This window comes from Aquamicrobium sp. NLF2-7 (genome assembly GCF_022359935.1).
Taxonomy (GTDB): domain Bacteria; phylum Pseudomonadota; class Alphaproteobacteria; order Rhizobiales; family Rhizobiaceae; genus Mesorhizobium; species Mesorhizobium lusatiense.
This window is the reverse complement of the sequence record NZ_JAKSED010000001.1, coordinates 2548785-2566023: the sequence shown is the minus strand read 5'-3', so window position 1 is coordinate 2566023 and position 17239 is coordinate 2548785. Positions and strand designations below refer to the sequence as shown.

The 17239-nt window shown below is 63.4% G+C and carries 14 protein-coding genes; 11 read left to right on the top strand and 3 right to left on the bottom strand.

Features of this window, described 5'->3' with window-relative positions; all coding sequences use genetic code 11:
- Positions 1 to 62: 62 nt before the first annotated feature.
- The 8 genes from MIC97_RS12590 (at position 63) to MIC97_RS12555 (ending at position 9273) form a co-directional block, all read left to right on the top strand.
- Entirely contained in the window at positions 63 to 1856 is a 1794-nt protein-coding gene (locus MIC97_RS12590; RefSeq protein ID WP_239800305.1) for an acyl-CoA dehydrogenase C-terminal domain-containing protein, read from the top strand.
- A gap of 61 nt (positions 1857 to 1917) precedes the next feature.
- Entirely contained in the window at positions 1918 to 3087 is a 1170-nt protein-coding gene (locus MIC97_RS12585; RefSeq protein ID WP_239800304.1) for an acyl-CoA dehydrogenase family protein, read from the top strand.
- 8 nt (positions 3088 to 3095) lie between these two features.
- A complete protein-coding gene (locus tag MIC97_RS12580; protein ID WP_239800303.1) occupies positions 3096 to 3581 on the top strand; it encodes an OsmC family protein in 486 nt (161 codons plus the stop codon).
- Positions 3574 to 4782, top strand: a complete 1209-nt coding sequence (locus MIC97_RS12575) for an acetyl-CoA C-acetyltransferase (protein ID WP_239800302.1) — start codon at positions 3574 to 3576, stop codon at positions 4780 to 4782. Before MIC97_RS12580 ends, MIC97_RS12575 begins: the two co-directional genes overlap by 8 nt.
- A gap of 15 nt (positions 4783 to 4797) precedes the next feature.
- Complete coding sequence (locus MIC97_RS12570; protein WP_239800301.1) at positions 4798 to 7017, top strand: FAD-dependent oxidoreductase; 2220 nt, start codon at positions 4798 to 4800, stop codon at positions 7015 to 7017.
- A gap of 97 nt (positions 7018 to 7114) precedes the next feature.
- Positions 7115 to 7660 carry a thioesterase family protein gene (locus tag MIC97_RS12565; protein ID WP_239800300.1) on the top strand — a complete coding sequence of 182 codons (546 nt, stop codon included), beginning with the start codon at positions 7115 to 7117 and terminating at the stop codon, positions 7658 to 7660.
- 87 nt (positions 7661 to 7747) lie between these two features.
- On the top strand, positions 7748 to 8395 hold the full coding sequence (locus tag MIC97_RS12560) for a helix-turn-helix transcriptional regulator (RefSeq protein WP_239800299.1): 648 nt from the start codon (positions 7748 to 7750) through the stop codon (positions 8393 to 8395).
- 29 nt (positions 8396 to 8424) lie between these two features.
- Positions 8425 to 9273 (top strand): thermonuclease family protein, encoded by an 849-nt coding sequence (locus tag MIC97_RS12555; RefSeq protein WP_239800298.1) that lies wholly within the window; start codon positions 8425 to 8427, stop codon positions 9271 to 9273.
- On the opposite strand, the gene MIC97_RS12550 is transcribed toward MIC97_RS12555, so the two are convergent.
- Positions 9236 to 10888 carry a lysine--tRNA ligase gene (locus tag MIC97_RS12550; protein WP_239800297.1) on the bottom strand — a complete coding sequence of 551 codons (1653 nt, stop codon included), beginning with the start codon at positions 10886 to 10888 and terminating at the stop codon, positions 9236 to 9238. The two genes, MIC97_RS12555 and MIC97_RS12550, sit on opposite strands and share 38 nt — an antisense overlap.
- Before the next feature lie 351 nt (positions 10889 to 11239).
- Here MIC97_RS12550 and dnaK point away from each other — a divergent pair, with 351 nt between their 5' ends.
- From dnaK to pmtA, 3 genes are all read left to right on the top strand, one after another.
- Positions 11240 to 13156, top strand: a complete 1917-nt coding sequence (gene dnaK, locus MIC97_RS12545) for a molecular chaperone DnaK (protein WP_239800296.1) — start codon at positions 11240 to 11242, stop codon at positions 13154 to 13156.
- Between the two features lie 275 nt (positions 13157 to 13431).
- A complete protein-coding gene (gene dnaJ / locus MIC97_RS12540; protein WP_183826651.1) occupies positions 13432 to 14559 on the top strand; it encodes a molecular chaperone DnaJ in 1128 nt (375 codons plus the stop codon).
- A 112-nt stretch (positions 14560 to 14671) separates the two neighbouring features.
- Complete coding sequence (gene pmtA, locus MIC97_RS12535) at positions 14672 to 15277, top strand: phospholipid N-methyltransferase PmtA (protein WP_239800295.1); 606 nt, start codon at positions 14672 to 14674, stop codon at positions 15275 to 15277.
- 11 nt (positions 15278 to 15288) lie between these two features.
- Here pmtA and MIC97_RS12530 read toward each other — a convergent pair whose 3' ends face one another.
- Together MIC97_RS12530 and MIC97_RS12525 are read right to left on the bottom strand one after the other, a co-directional pair.
- Positions 15289 to 16170, bottom strand: a complete 882-nt coding sequence (locus MIC97_RS12530; protein WP_239800294.1) for a LysR family transcriptional regulator — start codon at positions 16168 to 16170, stop codon at positions 15289 to 15291.
- Positions 16171 to 16180: 10 nt separating this feature from the next.
- Positions 16181 to 17230: a YeiH family protein gene (locus tag MIC97_RS12525; protein WP_239800293.1), complete on the bottom strand. Its 1050-nt coding sequence runs from the start codon at positions 17228 to 17230 to the stop codon at positions 16181 to 16183.
- Positions 17231 to 17239: the final 9 nt, after the last annotated feature.

The following is a 17239-nucleotide window of genomic DNA, read 5'->3' as shown; positions in this document are numbered from 1 at the left end:
GGCTATTGTCGATTTCAGTGCGCGACGAGCGCCCTCATCATAAACAGGGGTGGAGGAACTGCATGCCCATCTACCAGTCACCGGTCCGCAACACGCTCTATCTTCTCAACGACGTGCTGGGCTATGAGCGCCATGCCGACCTGCCCGGCTTTGCCGATGCATCTGCAGACGTTGTCGAGGCCGTTCTGGCCGAAGGCGCGAAGCTTGCCGAAAATGTCATGCTGCCGCTCAACCGCGTCGGCGACACGGAAGGCTGCACACGCCACGACGACGGTTCCGTGACCACGCCGAAGGGCTTCAGCGAAGCCTACCGCCAGTATCGCGAAGGCGGCTGGATGGGGCTGGCAGCACCGGCCGAATATGGCGGACAGGGCCTGCCCTACACGCTCCATGCCGCTGTCGGCGAATATCTGTCGGCGTCCAACATGGCGCTGATGATGTATCCGGGCCTCACCCAGGGCGCGATCGCCGCGATCGTCGAGCATGGCAACGAGGAACAGAAGCAGACCTTCCTGCCGAAGATGATCGACGGCGCCTGGACCGGCACCATGAACCTGACCGAGCCGCATTGCGGCACCGATCTCGGCCTGCTGCGCACCAAGGCGGTTCCGAATGGCGACGGCACCTACCGCATTTCCGGCCAGAAGATCTTCATCTCGGCTGGCGATCACGACATGGCCGACAACATCATCCATCTGGTTCTGGCCCGCATCGAGGGCGCGCCGGAAGGCGTGAAGGGCATTTCGCTGTTCATCGTGCCGAAGTTCAGGCTCGATGCAGAGGGAAATCCCGGTGCCGCCAACGGCGTGTCCTGCGGCTCGCTCGAAGAGAAGATGGGCATCCACGGCAACGCCACCTGCGTCATGAACTATGATGAGGCCGAGGGCACGCTGCTGGGCGCCGAGAATGGCGGCCTCAAGGCCATGTTCGTGATGATGAACGAAGCCCGCCTCGGCGTCGGCCTGCAGGGCCTGTCGGTTTCGGAGATCGCCTATCAGAACGCCGTCGCCTATGCCCGCGAACGCCTTCAGGGCCGCTCGCTCTCCGGGCCGAAGAATCCGAATGGCAAGGCCGATCCGATTATCGTTCACCCCGACATCCGCCGCGCGCTGATGACCATGCGCGCCTTCAACGAGGCCGGCCGCGCGCTGATACTGTGGACGGCGCTCAACTCCGACATCGCCCACCGCTCGGACGACCAGAAGGCGCGCCAGACAGCCGACGACATGCTCGGCCTGATGACCCCGGTCATCAAGGGCGTGCTCACCGACAAGGGTTTTGAGCATGCCGTGATGGCGCAGCAGGTATTCGGCGGCCACGGCTATATCGAAGAGCATGGCATGAGCCAGTTCGTGCGCGATGCCCGCATCGCCATGATCTACGAGGGCGCAAACGGCATCCAGGCGCTCGACCTCGTCGGCCGCAAGCTGGCGCTGAACGGCGGTCGCGCCGTCCAGGCCTTCTTTAAGGAAGTTGGCGAGTTCTGCGATGCGAACCGCGCGGACGAAAACCTCGCGCCCTTCACCAAGGGCATCAAGAAGGGCCTCAACGACCTGCAGGCCGCCACCATGTGGCTGATGCAGAACGCCATGGCCAAGCCCGACAATGCCGGTGCGGCCTCGACCGACTACCTGCATCTCTTCGGCCTCGTCGCGCTCGGCTATATGTGGGGCCGCATGGTCAAGGCCTCGCAGGAGAAGCTGGCCTCCGGCGCCGACGATACCGCCTTCCACGAGAACAAGATCGTCACCGCGCGCTACTTCATGGAGCGCGTGATGCCGGAAACCAGCGCGCATCTCGCCCGCATTTCCACCGGCGCCGACACGATGATGGCGCTGCCAGCGGAGGCGTTCTAGAGTTTCAGGATTGGATCGTCCCCCTCCGCTTTTCTCATGAGGGGGACACTGGAGGAAAAGCATGACCAGTCCCGCCGAAATTCTGTCCGTTCCGAAACCCGACTGGGCGCAGGAAGACGTCGCCATGCTCTACGACATGGCGCACCGCTTCATGTCGGACGAGATCGCGCCGCATTACAACGCCTATGAGAAGAACGAGATCGTCGACCGCACCGCCTGGGAAAAGGCCGGCGCGGCCGGCCTGTTGTGCCCCTCCATGCCGGAGGAGTATGGCGGCGCGGGCGGCAGCTTCGCCCATGAGAGCGCGATCATCGAGGCCATCGGCCATGTCGGCGTCGACGGTTTCGGCATCGGCCTGCACAACGCGATCGTGGCCCCCTACATCCTCCATTACGGCTCGGAAGAGCAGAAGAAGAGGTGGCTGCCGAAGCTGGCGAGCGGCGAGCTGATCGGCGCCATCGCCATGACCGAACCGGGTGCCGGTTCTGACCTTCAGGGCGTACGCACCCGCGCCGACAGGGACGGCAACCAGTACCGCATCAACGGCTCCAAGACCTTCATCACCAACGGCCAGCTCGCCAACCTGATCATCGTCGTCGCCAAGACCGATCCGGACAAGGGCGCCAAGGGCACCTCGCTGATCGTGATCGAGACCGACGGGGCCGAAGGCTTCGAGCGCGGCCGCAACCTCGACAAGATCGGCCTCAAGGCCAACGACACCTCCGAACTGTTCTTCAACGATCTGCGCGTTCCCACCTCCAGCCTGCTCGGAACGGAGGAAGGTCAGGGCTTTATCCAGCTCATGCAGCAGCTTCCGCAGGAGCGGCTGATGATCGGCACCACGGCCATCGCCATGGCCGAGCGGGCACTGGCGCTGACCATTGACTATGTGAAGGAACGCAAGGCCTTTGGCCAGCCGATCCTCAATTTCCAGAACACCCAGTTCAGGCTGGCGGAACTGAAGACCGAGATCACCATCGGCCGTGTCTTCTACAATGACTGCGTGAAGCGCCATATCGAGGGCGGCCTTGATCCGGCCACCGCCTCCATGGCCAAATACTGGCTCTCCGACCTGCAGGGCAAGGTCATGGACGAGTGCCTGCAACTGCATGGCGGCTATGGCTACATGAACGAATATCCGATCGCGCGCATGTGGCGCGATGCCCGCGTGCAGCGCATCTATGGCGGCACCAACGAGATCATGAAGCTTCTGATCGCAAGGAGCCTGTGAGGAATTCCATGTCCACCTATGTCGCGGAAATCGAATGGAAGGCCAATCCGGAAGAGGATTTCCGGCGCGGCCGCTATTCCCGCGTACATGAAATCCGCTTCGACAACGGCCTTGCCATCAGGGCGTCGGCCTCGCCCTCGGTGGTGCCGCAGCCCTTTGCCGATCCCACCGCCGTCGACCCTGAAGAACTCATGGTGGCAGCACTTTCCTCCTGCCACATGATGTCCTTCCTCGATCTCGCCCGTCGCGCCGGCGTCACCGTACGCGCCTATCACGATGCGGCGGAAGGTATTCTGGAAAAGAACGCGGATGGCCGTGTCGCGCTGACCAAAGTGACGCTGCGGCCCCGCATCGACTGTGACGCGGACCGCGCCACGCTCGACGACTTGCATCACCAGGCGCATGAGGTCTGCTACATCGCCAATTCCGTCAGGACCGACGTTCGCGTCGAGCCGGTTTTTGAATCTACAGGGAAGGAAGCACATCATGGCTGAAGCCTATGTCTATGACGCGGTACGCACCCCGCGCGGGCGCGGCAAGAAGGACGGATCGCTGCACGAAGTGCCGGCGGTGCGGCTTGCCGCAAAGACGCTGGAAGCGATCCGCGACCGTAACGGGCTCGACACCGGCACGGTGGACGACATCATTTTCGGCTGCGTCGACCCGGTCGGCGAAGCAGGTGCGGTGATTCCGCGCGCCGCCGCCTTCGAGGCCGGCTATGACGACAAGGCACCCGGCATCCAGCTGTCGCGCTTCTGCGCGTCGGGCCTCGACGCCATCAATCTGGGCGCGGCCAAGATCGCGCAGGGCGCGGACGACATCGTGATTGCCGGCGGCGTGGAATCGATGAGCCGCATCGGCATGGGTGCCGCAGGCGGCGCATGGTTCATGGACCCGTCGGTCGGCTTCCCCGGCTGGTTCGTGCCGCAGGGCATTTCGGCGGATCTCATCGCCACCAAATATGGCTTCTCCCGCGACGACGTCGATGCCTATGCGGTGGAAAGCCAGAAGCGCGCCGCCCATTCGTGGAAGAAGGGCTGGTTCAAGAACTCGGTCGTTCCGGTCAGGGACCAGAACGGCCTCGTCATTCTCGACCATGACGAACACATGCGCCCCGAGACCGACATGCAGGGTCTTGCCTCGCTCAACCCCTCCTTCGTAATGCCTGGCGAAATGGGCGGCTTCGATGCGGTCGCCGTGCAGAAGCACCCGGAGATCGAGGCGGTCAATCACGTCCACCATGCCGGCAATTCCTCCGGCATCGTCGATGGTGCCGCTGCCGTGCTGCTCGGCTCGAAAAAGGCCGGCAAGTCGATGGGCCTGAAGCCCCGCGCCCGCATTCGCGCCTTCGCCAATATCGGCTCCGAGCCGGTGCTGATGCTGACCGGCCCGGTCGACGTCACCGAGAAGCTGCTCAAGCGGGCCCGCATGAAGATTTCCGACATCGACCTGTTCGAGCTGAACGAAGCCTTTGCCTCGGTGGTGCTGCGCTACATGCAGGCTTTCGACATTTCGCACGACAGGATCAATGTCGCCGGCGGCGCGATCGCCATGGGCCATCCGCTGGGAGCCACCGGCGCTATGATCCTCGGCACGGTGCTGGACGAACTGGAGCGGCGCGACCTCAACACCGCGCTGGTGACGCTGTGCATCGGTGCGGGCATGGGCACCGCCACCATCATCGAACGCGTCTGATCGGAGGGCAGAAGAATGACCTACAAGAATTTCACCGTCGAAACCGACGCCGATGGCATCGCCCTCGTTACCTGGGACATGCCCGACCGCTCCATGAACGTCTTCACCGAAGAGGTGATGCGTGAGCTGGACAGCATCGTCGACCGCGTGACCGGCGACGCCGCCATCAAGGGCGCCGTCATCACCTCCGGCAAGGACACGTTCTCCGGTGGCGCCGACATCACCATGCTGCAGAAGATGCTGTCCATCTTCGCCGAGGAAAAGGACAGCGATCCGGCCAAGGCCACGCAGAAGCTGTTCGAGACGGCCGGCTACATGACCGGCCTGTTCCGCAAGCTTGAAACCAGCGGCAAGCCGTGGGTCTCGGCCATCAACGGTACCTGCATGGGCGGCGCCTTCGAGCTTTCGCTGTCCTGCCATGCGCGCGTGGCGGCCGACAGCGACAAGGTGAAGATGGCGCTTCCCGAAGTGAAGATCGGCATCTTCCCGGGCGCCGGCGGCACCCAGCGCGTGCCGCGCCTGACCGACCAGCAGCAGGCCCTGCAGATGCTGACCACCGGCCAGACGCTGACGCCGAAGAAGGCCAAGTCGATGGGCCTGATCACCGAGGTCGCCGAGCCGGCCAAGCTGGTCGAGACCGCCAAGGGCCTCATCAGGAATGGCCTTTCGGCCGTGCAGCCGTGGGACCAGAAGGGCTTCAGGCTGCCCGGCGGGCCGATCTACTCGGCGGCGGGAGCCAATCTGTGGCCGCCGGCGATCGCCATCCTGCGCCGCGAGACCTATGGCAACTATCCGGCTGCGGCCGCGATCCTGAAATGCGTCTATGAAGGCCTGCTGGTGCCGTTCGACACCGCACTTCGCATCGAGCAGCGCTATTTCACCCAGATCATGCAGAGCCAGGAAGCAGCGGCGATGATCCGCTCGCTGTTCATCTCGCTGCAGGAGCTGAACAAGGGCGCACGCCGCCCCGAGGGCGTGCCGGAAACGAAGTTCAAAAAGATCGGCGTCATCGGCGCCGGCTTCATGGGCGCCGGCATCGCCTACGTCACCGCCAAGGCCGGCATTCCGGTGGTGCTTCTCGACCGCGATCAGGCGGGAGCCGAAAAGGGCAAGGCCCATTCGGAAAGCCTGATGGACGGCGCGATTAAAAAGGGCCGCGCCACGCAGGCCGACAAGGAAAAGCTGCTCGCGCTGATCACGCCCAGCGCCGACTATGCCGACCTCAATGGCTGCGACCTCGTGGTCGAGGCGGTGTTCGAGGATTCGGGCGTGAAGAAGGCCGCGACCGAGCAGGCGGAAGCCGTGCTGAAGTCGACGGCCGTGTTCGCCTCCAACACCTCGACCATTCCGATCACCGCGCTGGCGAAGAATTCGGCGCGCCCGAAGAACTTTGTCGGTATCCACTTCTTCTCGCCGGTCGACAAGATGATGCTGGTCGAGATCATCCTCGGCAAGAAAACCGGCGACAAGGCGCTGGCCGTGGCCATCGACTATGTGCGGGCGATCAAAAAGACGCCGATCGTGGTCAACGACACGCGCGGCTTCTTCGTCAACCGCTGCGTGCTGCGCTACATGGCCGAGGCCTACAAGATGCTCATCGAGGGCGTTCCCGCGCCGATGATCGAGAACGCCGCCAAGGCTGCCGGCATGCCGGTCGGCCCGCTGTCGCTCAACGACGAGACGGCTATCGACCTTGCCCAGAAGATCATGAAGCAGACCATTCGCGATCTGGGCGACAAGGCCGTCGATCCCCGGCAGATGGAGCTGGTCGACACCATGGTCGACAAGCACGGCCGCCTCGGCCGCAAGAACGGCAAGGGCTTCTACGATTATCCGGAAAAGCCGGCTAAGAAGCATCTGTGGGCGGGGCTGAAGGATCTCTATCCGCAACAGGACGCCGACAAGATCGACTTCGAGGAACTGAAGCAGCGCTTCCTGTTCGTCATTGCGCTGGAAGCCGCGCGCGTGATGGAGGAAAAGATCGTTACCGACCCGCGCGAGGCGGATGTCGGCTCGATCCTCGCTTTCGGTTTCGCGCCCTATACCGGTGGCGTGCTGTCCTACATCGACGGCATCGGCGTGGCGAAGTTCGTCAAGATCGCCAAAAAGCTGCAGAAGAAATACGGAGCCGAGTTCAAGGCGCCGAAGCTGCTGCTTGAAATGGCGGACAAGGGCGAGACCTTCTACCAGCGCTTCAACCCCTATGCTGGCACCGAGGCTAAGAAAGCCGCCTGATTCCATCAGGCGACTTTGTCTGAACCGGTAGCGGGCGTGGTGCAATGCACTGCGCCCGCGACCATCCCACCCGGTCCCACACCGGAAGGCAAAAGCGATGTATGTCTGGGCGCGACTGGCACGGGTGCTGGCCACGGCGAAAAGCCGGGGCGACTATCAGGTCGGCACCGAAACCCGCCTCACCTTCCGCTGCCTGCCGACGGACATCGACCTCAACCTGCATCTCAACAACGCGCGCTATATGATGCTGGCCGATGTCGGCCGTATCGACCTGTTCATGCGCGCCGGGCTCGGCAAGATGATACGCGAGCGCAAATGGGCGCCGATGCTGGGCGGCCTGCAAGCCGTCTATGTGCGCGAGATCCGCCTGTGGCAGCGCTTTCACGTCTATTCCGCCATCGAGACATGGGAGGGCACGCAGGCGCTCGGGCGTCACCGCTTCGTGCTCGAAAGCGGCGAGACCGCCGCCACGGTCGTCACCACGGCCGGCGTCTACGACCGGCCGGGCCGGCGTTTCCTGGAGATCGACGAAGTGGTCTCCGCCCTTGGCAGCGATGTCCGGCCGCGGCCCCTCAATGAGGACGAGAGCGCCTTCATGGCCTCACATATGGCCATGCGTTCCGCCGCGCGGGCGCAAAGCTGACGGCAAGCCTTGCCGCGGGTGGACAAGCCGGGGAGGTGGGGATAAAAATCGAAAGGTATTTTTTCCTGTTCAGGAGCTTCGAGGCGCATGCTCTCGCATGACCGCGTATGGGCCGCCATAGACGCGCTTGCCGAGCGTCATTCCCTGTCGGTATCGGGCCTTGCGCGGCGTGCGGGGCTCGATTCCACGGCCTTCAACAAGTCCAAGCGCCTGTCCGCAGACGGAAGGCCGCGCTGGCCGTCGACCGAATCGCTGGCCAAGATCATCGAGGCGACGGGCTCCTCGCTGGATGAATTCATCTCGCTCATCGATGGCAGGAAGGCCCTCGCCGACGCCCTGCCCGTTCAGCGGCCGTCCGTGCCGCTCGTCGGTTTTGCGCAGGCCGGCGCCGGCGGTTTCTTCGATGACGCCGGCTTTCCCGTCGGCCATGGCTGGGACCTGATCGAGCTGCCGGCACCCGCCGGCGGCCCCGCCTATGCGCTGAAGGTTCAGGGCGATTCCATGCTGCCGCTCTATCGCGACGGCGACGTGCTGATCGTCGAGCCCGGCGCCAGCGTGCGCAAGGGCGACCGCGTCGTGGTCAAGACGGTTTCCGGCGAGGTCATGGCAAAAGTGCTCAGCCGCCAGACGGCGCGGACGATCTCGCTGGTGTCGCTCAATCCCGCGCATGCCGACCGCGAGCTTTCCGTCGAGGAGGTGGACTGGGTGGCGCGCATCGTGTGGGCGAGCCAGTAGTGATGCGGCCCTTGCATGCCGCATTTGCAGTGACCTGCCTTCTGGGCATGGGCATGCTGGTCATGGCGGGCGGGCAGGCGCTGAACTCGCAGCCATCCGGCGCAATACCATCCGAAAGCGAAATCGTGGTCGACACGGACGTCGGCGATGTCATTTTCGGCGAGGACGTGCAGGACAGCGAACCCGATGCTCCCGAGACCCCGACGCAGGAGCCGCAGCCCGCCCTCCCCTTGCGGCCGATCGAGCCGGACATCATCGCCCCGCCGGAACTGGAACCGGCGGAGTTGGAGCGGTTGCCGCCGCGGGAGCCGCTGAGCGATCTGTCGCAGGCCGTGCCGCCCAAACCGAAGCCGAACGCCGAATGGCAGGGTGCAACGCTGTTCCGGCCTGTCGCCAGCGCGGCCGGGCGCATCTCGGCGCAGAACCGCTCGGTGACGATTGCCGGCATCGATCTTGTGGCTGCCGGGGAAACCTGTACCGATCAGGGCCGGCAATGGCCGTGCGGCGCCCGCGCGACGACCGCGTTTCGCGCCTTCCTGCGCGGCCGCGCGGTGATCTGCGATATTCCACAGGAAGCCGGCAGCGGCGAGTTCACCGTCCGATGCCGTCTGGGCAAGCAGGATATCGGCGAGTGGCTGGTGGCCAATGGCTGGGCGCGTGCCGACGCCGATGGCCCCTATGCGCAGGCAGCCGAAAAGGCGCAAAAGAGCGGCAAGGGCATATATGGCCATGCGCCGGACCTTTCGGGCCTGCCGCCGGCTCCACCTTCGGGCAGCGTGGAACTTCCGGAGGTGCCGGACAGCATCATCGAACTGCCCGGCCCCTCCGAAACCATCCCGCCTATGCAGCCAGACGACCTTCCAGCGCCTTCCCGATAAGCTCGCGCGTCTCGGCAATGCCGTAGAGGGCTGCGAAGGAGCCGAAGCGCGGACCACGCTCCTGACCGATCAGCACCTGATAGATCATCTGGAAGAAGGCGACGGAGACACCCGGTCCGCCCTCGGGGCTCTTTTTCGCATGATCCTGATAGCGCTCGATGGCGCGTGCCACATTGAGCGCCGCGTTCTGGATCGCCTCGCCGTCAGCGTCCTCGGGCAGGTCAGCCAGCGCCTGCGACAGCTTCGCCAGCGCATCGCGCTCCACCTCGTCGGGCGCGCGATAGACCTTGGACGGCTTCACGAAATCGTCGAAATAGCGGATCGCGTAGCCGGTCAGACGATCCAGCTCCGGATGCGTCTGCGGCGTCACGCCTTCAGCATAGCGCGAGATGAAGCCCCACAGCACGTCCTTGTTCTGGGCGTTGGAGACACTGACCAGATTGAGCAACAGCGCGAACGGCACTGGCAGGTCGATGGCCGGCGGGTTGCCGCTATGGATGTGCCAGACCGGATTGCCGAGACGGTTCTTCCAGTCCTGCTTTGGATAGGCCGACAGGAACTGGTAATATTCGTCGACAGCGCGCGGGATGACGTCGAAGTAGAGTTTCTTGGCCACGCGCGGCTTCTGGAACATGTAGAGCGCGAGGCTCTCGGTGGGCGCATAGGTCAGCCACTCGTCGATGGTGAGCCCATTGCCCTTCGACTTGGAAATCTTCTGGCCGTTCTCGTCGAGGAACAGTTCATAGACGAAATGTTCCGGCGCGCGACCGCCGAGGATCTCGCAGATGCGGTCATAGATCGACGCGTTGGTCTGGTGATCCTTGCCGAACATCTCGAAGTCGACGTTGAGGGCTGCCCAGCGCATGCCAAAATCCGGCTTCCACTGCAGCTTCACCGCGCCGCCGGTTACCGGGAGCGTGGTCTCGGTGCCGTCCTCGTCGTCGAAGGTGATGGTGCCGGCCTTCGCATCGACATGCTTCATCGGCACGTAGAGCACACGGCCGGTCTTCGGCGAGATCGGCAGGAAGGGGCTGTAGGTCGCCTGGCGTTCCTCGCCCAGCGTCGGCAGCATCACCTTCATGATGTCGTCGAAGCGCTCCGCAGCACGCAGCAGCACCTCATCGAAGCGGCCCGCCTTGTAATACTCGGTCGCGCTGGCGAACTCGTAATCGAAACCGAACGTATCGAGGAAACGGCGCAGCATGGCATTGTTGTGATGGCCGAAGCTTGCGTAGTCGCCGCCGAACGGATTGGGCACCGAGGTCAGCGGCATGTGCAGATAGGGTTCCAGAAACGCGCGATCAGGCACGTTGTCGGGAATCTTGCGCATGCCGTCCATGTCGTCGGAGAAGACGAGAAGCCGCGTCTTCACCTTGCCTTCGGTGAGGATGTGAAAGGCGTGGCGCACCATGGTGGTGCGGGCAACTTCACCGAAAGTGCCGATGTGCGGCAGGCCCGATGGGCCATATCCGGTTTCGAACAGGATCGTCTCCGGCAAGCCGGTTTTGGCATAGCGTGCGATGATTTTTTTCGCTTCCTCGAACGGCCAGGCTTTGTTCTCGCCGGCAGCGGCGAGAAGTTCCGGGTTGAGATCGAGGGCGTCGTTTTCGGCCATGTCGTTGGTCCTGTTGGTGAAGCCGGCTTCGGTGCCGGTCGCATTGCTCTATGCGGGCCGGCACGCAAGGTCAAATTTTTCCCATGCACAGGCCGGCTCAAACCCTTTAAATAAGCCAGAAAGCGGGATTTTTGGTGTTTTTCGTGCCTATTCGCCGCGCTCTTCCAAACTGACGCGCTCAAGCCCGCGCAGAACGCTTGCACGCCGCGAAGCCTGTTCTTATATACGCCGCAGTTCCATACGGGGCTGCTGCATGCCAGTGGACTGGTAAGGAAAACAAAGTGAACAGGGGCTTTCGCCGGAACGCCTGACAGGGTCCTTGAAAGCCTGCTTGAAGGAGAGACTGAGTAAATGGCTAAAGTAATCGGCATCGATCTCGGAACCACCAATTCCTGCGTCGCCGTCATGGACGGCAAGGACGCCAAGGTGATCGAAAACGCGGAAGGCGCGCGCACCACGCCTTCGATCGTCGCCTTTACGGCAGACGGCGAACGCCTTGTGGGCCAGCCGGCCAAGCGCCAGGCTGTCACCAATCCCGAAAACACCGTCTTCGCGGTCAAGCGCCTCATCGGCCGTCGTTACGACGACCCGGTCACCAAGAAGGACAAGAAGCTCGTCCCTTATCACATCGTCAAGGGCGACAATGGCGACGCATGGGTCGAAGCGGGCGACAAGAAGCAGTCGCCTTCGCAGATCTCCGCCATGATCCTGCAGAAGATGAAGGAAACGGCTGAAGCCTATCTCGGCGAAAAAGTCGAGCAGGCCGTCATCACCGTTCCCGCCTATTTCAACGACGCCCAGCGTCAGGCCACCAAGGACGCCGGCAAGATCGCCGGCCTTGAAGTGCTGCGCATCATCAACGAGCCGACCGCGGCCGCGCTCGCCTATGGCCTCGACAAGCGCGACGGCAAGACCATCGCCGTCTACGACCTTGGCGGCGGCACCTTTGATATTTCCGTGCTGGAGATCGGCGACGGCGTGTTCGAGGTGAAGTCGACCAATGGCGACACCTTCCTCGGCGGCGAGGACTTCGACATGCGTCTGGTCGAGTATCTGGCCGACGAGTTCAGGAAGGAGCAGGGCATCGACCTGCGCAACGACAAGCTCGCCCTGCAGCGCCTGAAGGAAGCGGCCGAAAAGGCCAAGATCGAGCTGTCGTCCACGACGCAGACCGAGATCAACCTGCCTTTCATCACCGCCGATGCCAGTGGCCCGAAGCACCTGACGCTGAAGCTGACCCGCGCCAAGTTCGAGAGCCTGGTCGACGACCTCGTCCAGCGCACAATCGAGCCGTGCAAGGCAGCCCTCAAGGATGCCGGCCTCAAGGCGGGCGAGATCGACGAAGTGGTTCTGGTCGGCGGCATGACCCGCATGCCCAAGATCCAGGAAGTCGTGAAGCAGTTCTTCGGCAAGGATCCGCACAAGGGCGTCAATCCCGATGAGGTTGTGGCCATGGGTGCTGCGATCCAGGGCGGCGTGCTTCAGGGCGACGTCAAGGACGTTCTGCTGCTCGACGTGACCCCGCTGTCGCTGGGCATCGAGACGCTGGGCGGCGTGTTCACACGCCTCATCGAGCGCAACACGACGATCCCGACCAAGAAGAGCCAGACCTTCTCGACAGCTGAGGACTCCCAGTCTGCCGTGACGATCCGCGTCTTCCAGGGCGAGCGTGAAATGGCGGCCGACAACAAGCTGCTCGGCCAGTTCGATCTGGTCGGCATTCCGCCGGCACCGCGTGGCGTGCCGCAGATCGAGGTCACTTTCGACATCGACGCCAATGGCATCGTCAACGTTTCGGCCAAGGACAAGGGCACCGGCAAGGAGCACCAGATCCGCATTCAGGCCTCCGGTGGCCTGAGCGATGCCGACATCGAGAAGATGGTGAAGGACGCCGAAGCCAACGCCGAGGCCGACAAGCAGCGCAAGGCGCTGGTCGAGGCCCGCAACCAGGCCGAGTCGCTGATCCACTCCAGCGAGAAGTCGCTGAAGGATTACGGCGACAAGGTTTCGGAAGCAGACCGCACCGCCATCTCGGAGGCCATCGCTGCGCTGAAGACCGCCACCGAAGGTGACGATCCGGCCGATATCGAGGCGAAGACCCAGACGCTGGCCGAGGTTTCCATGAAGCTCGGGCAGGCCATGTACGAGGCTTCGCAGAAGGAAGCCGCCGAAGCCGACGCCAAGGCGGATGCCGCCAAGGACGGCGACGTGGTCGACGCCGACTTCGAGGAGATCGACGAGGACGACGACGGCAAGAAGTCGGCCTGATCTGCGACAAAAACAGGAAAAGCCCGGTTCCGGCCGGGCTTTTCTGCAACTGTCAGCTTAAAAACGCGGCCATATCTTTGCCGGCTCTGGCATCAGGGCGGTGAAATACCTAAATCGAAGGCCGCAAAAGAAGAGCAGAGTGCCGGTTTCACGCGCGGCAGGCGCGTGAGGGGCCGGAAATATGCCGGGAACAGCGACCTTGGTCGCGCCGAGCGACAGCATTGCCGTTTCGGCGATTTGGAGCCATCGGGCAGAAGAACCAGGACAGGCTTTAAATGAAGGTTGATTTCTACGAGACGCTGGGCGTCAGCCGCAGTGCGGACGACAAGGAACTGAAGAGCGCGTTCCGCAAGCTCGCCATGCAGTTTCATCCCGACCGCAATCCGGGCGATGACGCCTGCGAGCATAAATTCAAGGAAATCAACGAGGCCTATGAATGCCTCAAGGACCCGCAGAAGCGGGCCGCCTATGACCGTTTCGGCCATGCGGCCTTCGAGAATGGCGGCATGAATGGCGGCGGCGGGTTTGCGGCCGGCGGCTTTGCCGACATCTTCGAGGACATTTTCGGCGAAATGATGGGTGGCGGGCGGCGGCGCTCGTCCGGTGGGCGCGAGCGCGGCGCGGACCTGCGCTACAACATGGAAATCTCGCTTGAGGAAGCCTTCACCGGCAAGACGGCGCAAATTCATGTGCCGGCCTCGATGTCCTGCGACGAATGCTCGGGCTCGGGCGCGAAGCCCGGCACCCAGCCGGTCACCTGCACCATGTGCGGCGGCCACGGCAAGGTGCGCGCATCGCAGGGTTTCTTCTCCATCGAGCGCACCTGCCCTCAGTGTCACGGACGCGGCCAGACCATCAAGGATCCGTGCGGCAAGTGCGCCGGGCAGGGTCGCATCACCGAGGAGCGCGCGCTGTCGGTCAACATTCCGGCCGGCATCGAGGATGGCACCCGCATCCGGCTCGCCGGCGAAGGCGAAGCGGGGCTGCGCGGCGGCCCATCCGGCGATCTCTACATCTTCCTGTCGGTGAAACCGCACGAATTCTTCCAGCGCGACGGCGCCGACCTTTACTGCAAGGTGCCGATCTCCATGACGACGGCAGCGCTCGGCGGCTCCTTCGAAGTCACGACGCTCGATGGCAGCCAGACGCGCGTGAAAGTGCCCGAAGGCACCCAGAACGGCCGTCAGTTCCGTCTCAAGGGCAAGGGCATGCCGGTGCTGCGCCAGACGCAGGTGGGCGATCTCTACATTCAGACTGCCGTGGAGACGCCGCAGAATCTCACCAAACGCCAGCGTGAATTGCTGGAAGAATTCGAGCAGCTTTCCAGCCAGGAAAATTCGCCGCAATCGAGCGGTTTCTTCAGCCGCATGAAGGATTTCTTCGAGTCCTTCGCTGAAAAATAAAGGCTGCTCCGTAACCGCCTTTTCCTGACGCAATCAGCAAACAGGCCCGGATTTTTCTTGAACCGGGCTCATCAGATGCTAAGTACCACCTTGGGGAGCGCAGGAGATTTGCATGGCTAAGGGAACCGGACTGCGCAAGACGCTTGCGGCAAAGTTCGACGACGAACTCAAGTTCTTCAAGGGCTGGATAGACAAGCCAAAGGCGGTCGGAGCGATCGTTCCCACCAGTTCCGTTACTGCGAGGCGCATGGCCTCTGTCATCGATCTCGGGTCCGGTCTTCCGGTTCTGGAACTCGGCCCCGGCACCGGCGTCATCACCAAGGCCATCCTGCGCCATGGCGTGAGGCCGGAGAACCTCTACGCAGTCGAATATTCAGCCGATTTCGCGCGCCATCTGCGCAACAATTTTCCCGGCGTGAACGTCATCGAGGGCGACGCCTTCAATCTCGACACCACGCTCGGCAAGGACGCCGATCTCACTTTCGACGCTGTGATCTCCGGCGTGCCGCTGCTCAACTTCCCGGTTCCACGGCGCGTGGAATATCTCGACGGTCTTTTGTCGCGCATGCCGGAAGGCCGGCCCGTGGTGCAGATCACCTATGGCCCGATGTCACCGATACCGCCCGGCCGTGGCGACTACACGGTCGAGCATTTCGATTTCATCCTGCGCAACATCCCGCCGGCACGGCTGTGGATCTACCGCCGCCGCACGCACTGATTTTCTGGCATTCAGCTTTCGCTCACCAGCCGGACGAATTCGCGTTCGGCTGCCGTCTCGTGATGCTGGCTGTGGCGAAGCATGAAGAACTTGCGCCGCGGCACTGGATAGTCCACCGCGACGAGCCGTCCCGCCTTCAGCGCATTCGACACCACCAGCCGCGACATGACCGTCGCACCAGCCCCCGATTCGACGGCCACGCGCACTGACTCGTTGGTGGGCAGCACAAGGCTGATTGAAACATCGGAGAGGCTGTGGCCATGCGCCGCCAGCATCGCCTCCAGTATGGAGCGGGTGCCGGATCCATGCTCGCGCATCACCCATGGCGAGGACCTGAGGTCCAGCGCATTTCCGTTTTTTCCAGTCGCCCATGGATGCGAAGGTGCGACCACCAGCGCCATGTCGTCATCGGCCACCGGCATCACGCCCAGCGCGTGGGCGTCCACCTCGCCTTCAACGAAGCCGATATTGGCCTCGCCCTTGCGCACCATGGCCGCTACCGTCTCGGTGTTGCCCATGGTCATGTCCACCGCCAGACCGGGATAGGCGGAACGAAACGCATGAATGATGCCGGGAAGCCAGTAATTGCCGACGGTCTGGCTGGCGGCGAGGCGCAGCGAGCCGACCTTGAGCCCGGCCAGATCGGCCAGCACCAGTTCGGCGCTGGCGGCACGCGCGAGCACGGCTTTCGCCTCTGCAAGGAAGGTGCGGCCGGCATCGGTCAGCGCGATGCGCCGCCCAACCCGGTCGAACAGCTTCGTCGCATAGCGCGCTTCCAGCGCCGAGACGGCAGCACTCGTGGCCGACTGGGTGAGATTGAGATCGGCGGCGGCCCGCGTCACATGCTCGCGCTCGGCGACGGCAACGAAAATGCGCAACTGCTCGAGCGTCATCGCCTTGTTCTCAGACCAGAAGCTTCACCAATACCAGACTGAAGCCAGCGATAAACACAAACGCGGAAAGCGCAAGCAGAAGCGGCCGCAGGCCGCGCGACCTGATCTCCGATACATTGGCGTTCAGGCCCATGGCGGCGAGCCCCATGGTGAGCATCAGCGTGGTGATGAAGGCCACATGCGGGCGCAGCGCATCCGGGATGCCGACAAAGCTGTTCCACAGAACCACGGCGATGAAGCCCAGCACGAACCAGGGCATCGGCGCGCGTCCTCCTGCCTCGCCTGCACCGGCCTCGCCTCCCTTTGGCCGACGGGCGGCAAAGCCCATGGCGAAAACCATCGGCGCCAGAAGCGCGACACGGGTAAGCTTGGCCACGGTTCCCGCCTCGCCGGCCTGCGGCCCATACTGGAACGAAGCGCCGATGACCTGTGCCACCTCATGGATGGAGGCGCCGGCCCACAGGCCGAAGGCGTTCTGGTCGAGACCGGCCAGCGCGCCCAGCAGCGGATAGGCCAGCATGGCAACGGTGCCGAACAGGGTGATGGACGCCACCGCGTAAGCAACATCTTCGTCGCGCGCATTGGTGACGGTATTGGCCGCCACGATCGCCGAGGCGCCGCAGATCGAGGTGCCGGCGGCGATGAGTTGGGCAAGCCTGCGCTCGACGCCAAGCAGGCGCGCCACCGCCATGGTGAACAGGAAGGTCGCGGCCAGCGTCACCGCGACGATGCCGAAGCCGGCAATACCGATCGAAGCGGCCTGATCGACGGTCAGCTGGAAGCCCAGCAGAACGATGGCCAGACGCAGCAATGTCTTCTGGCTGAAACGGATGCCATCCTTCGTATTGGCGGCAACGCCCACCGTGTTGGCGAACAGCATGCCGATGATGACGGCCAGAATCATGGGGCTGAAGATGACGAGACCCGGCATTTCACGCAGCGAATAGCCGGCTCCGGTAATCACGCCGACCAGCACCAGACCGGGCCAGATTCCACCGAAACGCCTGGCATTTGGGGCGGCGGCTATCGGTCCCGGCAGAAGGTTCTCGCTTGCAGACAATGCATTCTC

What these genes read in the sequence shown, in the direction of transcription:
- MIC97_RS12590 (WP_239800305.1), top strand. Translation starts at nt 63, where the DNA reads ATGCCCATCTACCAGTCACCGGTCCGCAACACGCTCTATCTTCTCAAC.
- MIC97_RS12585 (WP_239800304.1), top strand. Translation starts at nt 1,918, where the DNA reads ATGACCAGTCCCGCCGAAATTCTGTCCGTTCCGAAACCCGACTGGGCG.
- MIC97_RS12580 (WP_239800303.1), top strand. Translation starts at nt 3,096, where the DNA reads ATGTCCACCTATGTCGCGGAAATCGAATGGAAGGCCAATCCGGAAGAG.
- MIC97_RS12575 (WP_239800302.1), top strand. Translation starts at nt 3,574, where the DNA reads ATGGCTGAAGCCTATGTCTATGACGCGGTACGCACCCCGCGCGGGCGC.
- MIC97_RS12570 (WP_239800301.1), top strand. Translation starts at nt 4,798, where the DNA reads ATGACCTACAAGAATTTCACCGTCGAAACCGACGCCGATGGCATCGCC.
- MIC97_RS12565 (WP_239800300.1), top strand. Translation starts at nt 7,115, where the DNA reads ATGTATGTCTGGGCGCGACTGGCACGGGTGCTGGCCACGGCGAAAAGC.
- MIC97_RS12560 (WP_239800299.1), top strand. Translation starts at nt 7,748, where the DNA reads ATGCTCTCGCATGACCGCGTATGGGCCGCCATAGACGCGCTTGCCGAG.
- MIC97_RS12550 (WP_239800297.1), bottom strand. Translation starts at nt 10,888, where the DNA reads ATGGCCGAAAACGACGCCCTCGATCTCAACCCGGAACTTCTCGCCGCT.
- dnaK (WP_239800296.1), top strand. Translation starts at nt 11,240, where the DNA reads ATGGCTAAAGTAATCGGCATCGATCTCGGAACCACCAATTCCTGCGTC.
- dnaJ (WP_183826651.1), top strand. Translation starts at nt 13,432, where the DNA reads ATGAAGGTTGATTTCTACGAGACGCTGGGCGTCAGCCGCAGTGCGGAC.
- pmtA (WP_239800295.1), top strand. Translation starts at nt 14,672, where the DNA reads ATGGCTAAGGGAACCGGACTGCGCAAGACGCTTGCGGCAAAGTTCGAC.
- MIC97_RS12530 (WP_239800294.1), bottom strand. Translation starts at nt 16,170, where the DNA reads ATGACGCTCGAGCAGTTGCGCATTTTCGTTGCCGTCGCCGAGCGCGAG.